Origin of the sequence: Antarcticimicrobium luteum (genome assembly GCF_004358185.1) — a bacterium.
GTDB classification, from domain to species: domain Bacteria; phylum Pseudomonadota; class Alphaproteobacteria; order Rhodobacterales; family Rhodobacteraceae; genus Antarcticimicrobium; species Antarcticimicrobium luteum.
In genome coordinates this window covers 1-5,815 of record NZ_SMUV01000019.1, presented here as the reverse complement: position 1 = coordinate 5,815, position 5,815 = coordinate 1, and the positions used below count along the sequence as shown (strand labels likewise).

1 protein-coding gene, 2 tRNA genes and 3 rRNA genes are annotated in these 5,815 nt (G+C 53.7%); 5 read left to right on the top strand and 1 reads right to left on the bottom strand.

Annotated elements, in window-relative coordinates; genetic code table 11:
* Nucleotides 1-202, bottom strand: a 202-nt coding sequence (locus E1832_RS22660; protein WP_206020965.1) for a hypothetical protein, incomplete at its 3' end; no start/stop codon positions are given.
* Nucleotides 203-528: 326 nt separating this feature from the next.
* On the opposite strand from E1832_RS22660, the gene E1832_RS00310 reads away from it, so the two are divergent.
* From E1832_RS00310 to rrf, 5 genes are all read left to right on the top strand, one after another.
* A 16S ribosomal RNA gene (locus E1832_RS00310) occupies nt 529-1,994 on the top strand.
* Nucleotides 1,995-2,130: 136 nt separating this feature from the next.
* Nucleotides 2,131-2,207 (top strand) — tRNA-Ile (locus tag E1832_RS00305).
* A gap of 8 nt (nt 2,208-2,215) precedes the next feature.
* Nucleotides 2,216-2,291, top strand: a tRNA-Ala gene (locus E1832_RS00300).
* Nucleotides 2,292-2,643: 352 nt separating this feature from the next.
* Nucleotides 2,644-5,508 (top strand): 23S ribosomal RNA (locus E1832_RS00295).
* 118 nt (nt 5,509-5,626) lie between these two features.
* Nucleotides 5,627-5,741 (top strand): 5S ribosomal RNA (gene rrf / locus E1832_RS00290).
* The 16S, 23S and 5S rRNA genes sit together here with 2 tRNA genes alongside, the layout of an rRNA operon.
* The last annotated feature ends 74 nt before the right edge of the window (nt 5,742-5,815 follow it).

The following is a 5,815-nucleotide window of genomic DNA, read 5'->3' as shown; positions in this document are numbered from 1 at the left end:
GGCAGAGGGGCACTGCGGCTCCTGCTGGGGTCTTCACTTTTAAAGCGTTGAAAACAGGTTGTTTTCTGTGTTTTTGAAAAAAAGATGGATGAAAGTGAAAAAAGCGCTTGCGGGTTTTGGCGGTAAACTTTAGACACCCCTTCACCGGCGGCGCTGAGGCGCACAACGGGACGCCAGACGGGACGGCGGAGCGGTGCTCCAAGGGACTGGATGGTAAGAAAATTAGAGGCAGTTGAGGCGGGGCGCGCCGGTAAGTTAGGGCGCATCCAGTCGATTTTGTCTCTACGCTCTTTGAAATTGCTAATATCTGAAGAGATATGTGGGCGGTTTGGTCTATTTCGATGGATCAGTCTCGCATATCGCGCCGGTAGGGTTTCGACCCGATGACCGGTGTCAGCTTCACTGTTTGTACGGCTTCTGGTTTCTTAGGAGACCTGAAGCACATCAAACAGATGACTGTTCCGACCTTAGCCGGTCGGAACGATGTGCAGAGGTTCGAACGTCAAGGATAAGCGTGCAAGCGCTTTTCAACTTGAGAGTTTGATCCTGGCTCAGAACGAACGCTGGCGGCAGGCCTAACACATGCAAGTCGAGCGCACCCTTCGGGGCGAGCGGCGGACGGGTTAGTAACGCGTGGGAACGTACCCTTTTCTACGGAATAGCCTCGGGAAACTGAGAGTAATACCGTATACGCCCTTCGGGGGAAAGATTTATCGGAGAAGGATCGGCCCGCGTTAGATTAGGTAGTTGGTGGGGTAATGGCCTACCAAGCCTACGATCTATAGCTGGTTTTAGAGGATGATCAGCAACACTGGGACTGAGACACGGCCCAGACTCCTACGGGAGGCAGCAGTGGGGAATCTTGGACAATGGGCGCAAGCCTGATCCAGCCATGCCGCGTGAGTGATGAAGGCCTTAGGGTCGTAAAGCTCTTTCGCCAGGGATGATAATGACAGTACCTGGTAAAGAAACCCCGGCTAACTCCGTGCCAGCAGCCGCGGTAATACGGAGGGGGTTAGCGTTGTTCGGAATTACTGGGCGTAAAGCGCGCGTAGGCGGACTATTAAGTTAGAGGTGAAATCCCAGGGCTCAACCCTGGAACTGCCTTTAATACTGGTAGTCTTGAGTTCGAGAGAGGTGAGTGGAATTCCGAGTGTAGAGGTGAAATTCGTAGATATTCGGAGGAACACCAGTGGCGAAGGCGGCTCACTGGCTCGATACTGACGCTGAGGTGCGAAAGTGTGGGGAGCAAACAGGATTAGATACCCTGGTAGTCCACACCGTAAACGATGAATGCCAGTCGTCGGGTAGCATGCTATTCGGTGACACACCTAACGGATTAAGCATTCCGCCTGGGGAGTACGGTCGCAAGATTAAAACTCAAAGGAATTGACGGGGGCCCGCACAAGCGGTGGAGCATGTGGTTTAATTCGAAGCAACGCGCAGAACCTTACCAACCCTTGACATCCCTGGACCGCTGGAGAGATTCAGCTTTCTCGTAAGAGACCAGGTGACAGGTGCTGCATGGCTGTCGTCAGCTCGTGTCGTGAGATGTTCGGTTAAGTCCGGCAACGAGCGCAACCCACGTCTTTAGTTGCCAGCAGTTCGGCTGGGCACTCTAAAGAAACTGCCCGTGATAAGCGGGAGGAAGGTGTGGATGACGTCAAGTCCTCATGGCCCTTACGGGTTGGGCTACACACGTGCTACAATGGCAGTGACAATGGGTTAATCCCAAAAAACTGTCTCAGTTCGGATTGGGGTCTGCAACTCGACCCCATGAAGTCGGAATCGCTAGTAATCGCGTAACAGCATGACGCGGTGAATACGTTCCCGGGCCTTGTACACACCGCCCGTCACACCATGGGAGTTGGTTCTACCCGAAGGTGGTGCGCCAACCTGTTCGCAGGAGGCAGCCAACCACGGTAGGATCAGCGACTGGGGTGAAGTCGTAACAAGGTAGCCGTAGGGGAACCTGCGGCTGGATCACCTCCTTTCTAAGGATGACCTGGATTGATCAGCTTGCTGATCACGAGGGTCACTTAGCAAGATCGGCATACAAAGCCGGTCAAAACACGGACCAGGCCGTCCTCATATCTCTTCAGAACACCACAGACCTACCGGTCTGTACTTGGGTCGGTAGCTCAGGTGGTTAGAGCGCACGCCTGATAAGCGTGAGGTCGGAGGTTCAAGTCCTCCTCGACCCACCATTTCTTATGGGGCCTTAGCTCAGCTGGGAGAGCGCCTGATTTGCATTCAGGAGGTCAGGAGTTCGATCCTCCTAGGCTCCACCACTTCCCGTCGGATTTGATCGTCAAGCACTGCCATCAGTGTTTGACCGTCCAATCCGGACGCATTGACATCGTATAGAGAGAAATCAATCAACTTGCTTTGATCCGCTGAAGTAGCAGCAGGATCTCAGTTGGTTCCGCCCTCGGGTGGAAGGTGTTCTTCGGGCTGTTTCCTCGGCCCGCTGCGCATATCCCGGCTGAAACGAAGCAACGTTGTCCAAGTCAAGTACACTAACCAAAAATGTTCGGTTCTTCGGAACCGAGCGGGATAGTATGCTTTTGGTTCAGAATAAGGCCGTAGTTTCTTACCAGCTTCTGCGGCGCGAAGGACGCAAGTCTTTCTTTTTCTGGATCAAATCAAGCGCGAGAAGGGCGTTTGGTGGATGCCTTGGCAGTAAGAGGCGATGAAGGACGTGATACTCTGCGATAAGCTTGGGGGAGCCGAGAATAGGCTTTGATCCCAGGATTTCCGAATGGGGCAACCCACCTGATACACTCTTATTTATTCTGCTGTAAGCTTCTGAGGCTCGTCCTCGGGCAGCGAAGCGGTAGGACAAAATAAGCGTGTAAACCAGGTACTTATAACCTGAATACATAGGGTTATAAGAGCAAACCCGGGGAACTGAAACATCTAAGTACCCGGAGGAAAGGACATCAATTGATACTCCCCTAGTAGCGGCGAGCGAACGGGGACCAGCCGAGCCTTGAGAATGACCGGAACATGTTGGAAAGCATGGCCATAGCGGGTGACAGCCCCGTACGGGAAGTTCGATGGGACGTATTAAGTAGGGCGGGACACGTGAAATCCTGTCTGAAGATCGGGGGACCACCCTCGAAGGCTAAGTACTCCTTACTGACCGATAGCGAACCAGTACCGTGAGGGAAAGGTGAAAAGCACCCCGACGAGGGGAGTGAAACAGTACCTGAAACCGAACGCCTACAATCAGTCGGAGCCCCCTTGCGGGGTGACGGCGTACCTTTTGTATAATGGGTCATCGACTTGGTCTCACGAGCAAGCTTAAGCCGTTAGGTGTAGGCGCAGCGAAAGCGAGTCTTAATAGGGCGAATGAGTTCGTGGGATCAGACCCGAAACCGAGTGATCTAGGCATGACCAGGATGAAGGTAAGGTAACACTTACTGGAGGTCCGAACCCACACCTGTTGAAAAAGGTCGGGATGAGTTGTGCCTAGGGGTGAAAGGCCAATCAAACTCGGAGATAGCTGGTTCTCTGCGAAATCTATTTAGGTAGAGCGTCATCCGAATACCCCGGGGGGTAGAGCACTGGATGGGTAATGGGGCCCCACAGGCTTACTGATCCTAACCAAACTCCGAATACCCGGGAGTAATAGATGGCAGACACACTGCGGATGCTAACGTCCGTAGTGAAGAGGGAAACAACCCTGACCTCCAGCTAAGGCCCCTAATTCATGGCTAAGTGGGAAAGCAGGTGGGACGACCAAAACAACCAGGAGGTTGGCTTAGAAGCAGCCATCCTTTAAAGATAGCGTAACAGCTCACTGGTCTAAATAAGTTGTCCTGCGGCGAAGATGTAACGGGGCTCAAGCCATGAGCCGAAGCTGAGGATGCCGTAAGGCATGGTAGCAGAGCGTAGTGTGACATAGTCTCATGTGTCCTTCACTCCTTCGGGAGTATTGGACACAAGAGGCTTTCTGTGAAGCCGGCGCGTGAGCGATCCGGTGGAGAGATCACTAGCGAGAATGATGACATGAGTAGCGACAAGGAGTGTGAGAGACACTCCCGCCGAAAGTCCAAGGGTTCCTGCTTAAAGCTAATCTGAGCAGGGTAAGCCGACCCCTAAGGCGAGGCCGAAAGGCGTAGTCGATGGGAACCAGGTTAATATTCCTGGGCCAGGAGGATGTGACGGATTGTGAAGGTTGTTCGCCCTTATCGGATTGGGTGGGCCGCTGATCAGTTCCTGGAAATAGCCCTCCGTAAGATCGTACCCTAAACCGACACAGGTGGACTGGTAGAGAATACCAAGGCGCTTGAGAGAACGATGTTGAAGGAACTCGGCAAAATACCTCCGTAAGTTCGCGAGAAGGAGGCCCCATTCGCAGGCAACTGTGGGTGGGGGGCACAAACTAGGGGGTGGCGACTGTTTACTAAAAACACAGGGCTCTGCGAAGTCGCAAGACGACGTATAGGGTCTGACGCCTGCCCGGTGCCTGAAGGTTAAAAGGAGGGGTGAGAGCTCTGAATTGAAGCCCAGGTAAACGGCGGCCGTAACTATAACGGTCCTAAGGTAGCGAAATTCCTTGTCGGGTAAGTTCCGACCTGCACGAATGGCGTAACGACTTCCCCGCTGTCTCCAACATCGACTCAGCGAAATTGAATTGCCTGTCAAGATGCAGGCTTCCCGCGGTTAGACGGAAAGACCCCGTGCACCTTTACTACAGCTTCGCACTGGCATCAGGATTGTGATGTGCAGGATAGGTGGTAGGCTTTGAAGCAGGAACGCCAGTTTCTGTGGAGCCTCCCTTGAGATACCACCCTTCGCACTCTTGATGTCTAACCGCGGTCCGTTATCCGGATCCGGGACCCTGCGTGGCGGGTAGTTTGACTGGGGCGGTCGCCTCCTAAAGCGTAACGGAGGCGCGCGAAGGTTGGCTCAGAGCGGTCGGAAATCGCTCGTTGAGTGCAATGGCAGAAGCCAGCCTGACTGCGAGACTGACAAGTCGAGCAGAGTCGAAAGACGGCCATAGTGATCCGGTGGTCCCGAGTGGAAGGGCCATCGCTCAACGGATAAAAGGTACGCCGGGGATAACAGGCTGATACTGCCCAAGAGTCCATATCGACGGCAGTGTTTGGCACCTCGATGTCGGCTCATCTCATCCTGGGGCTGGAGCAGGTCCCAAGGGTACGGCTGTTCGCCGTTTAAAGAGGTACGTGAGCTGGGTTTAGAACGTCGTGAGACAGTTCGGTCCCTATCTGCCGTGGGTGTAGGATACTTGAGAGGAGTTGCCCCTAGTACGAGAGGACCGGGGTGAACGATCCACTGGTGGACCAGTTGTTATGCCAATAGCAGTGCTGGGTAGCTATGATCGGACAGGATAACCGCTGAAGGCATCTAAGCGGGAAGCCCCCCTCAAAACAAGGTATCCCTGAGGACCGTGGTAGACCACCACGTCGATAGGCCGGAGATGTAAGCGCAGCAATGCGTTCAGTTGACCGGTACTAATTGTCCGATAGGCTTGATTTGATCCAGTAGAAGACAGACTTCTGCCAAATCAAAAGCATACACACCAAAGTGAAACGACTTGGACTTGATTGATACCCCGGCCCTTGCTCCGCATCGGCCAGGGGGAGACTTTATTCGGTTTGGTGGTCATAGCACAAGCGAAACACCCGGTCCCATCCCGAACCCGGCCGTTAAGCGCTGTCGCGCCGATGGTACTGCGTCTTAAGACGTGGGAGAGTAGGTCACCGCCAAACCTAATAAAGTCTCCCCTTTCTCTCTGTCGATGTTAACAAAAATCCAAGAACAAAATCGAAATTGCGCTGACCCG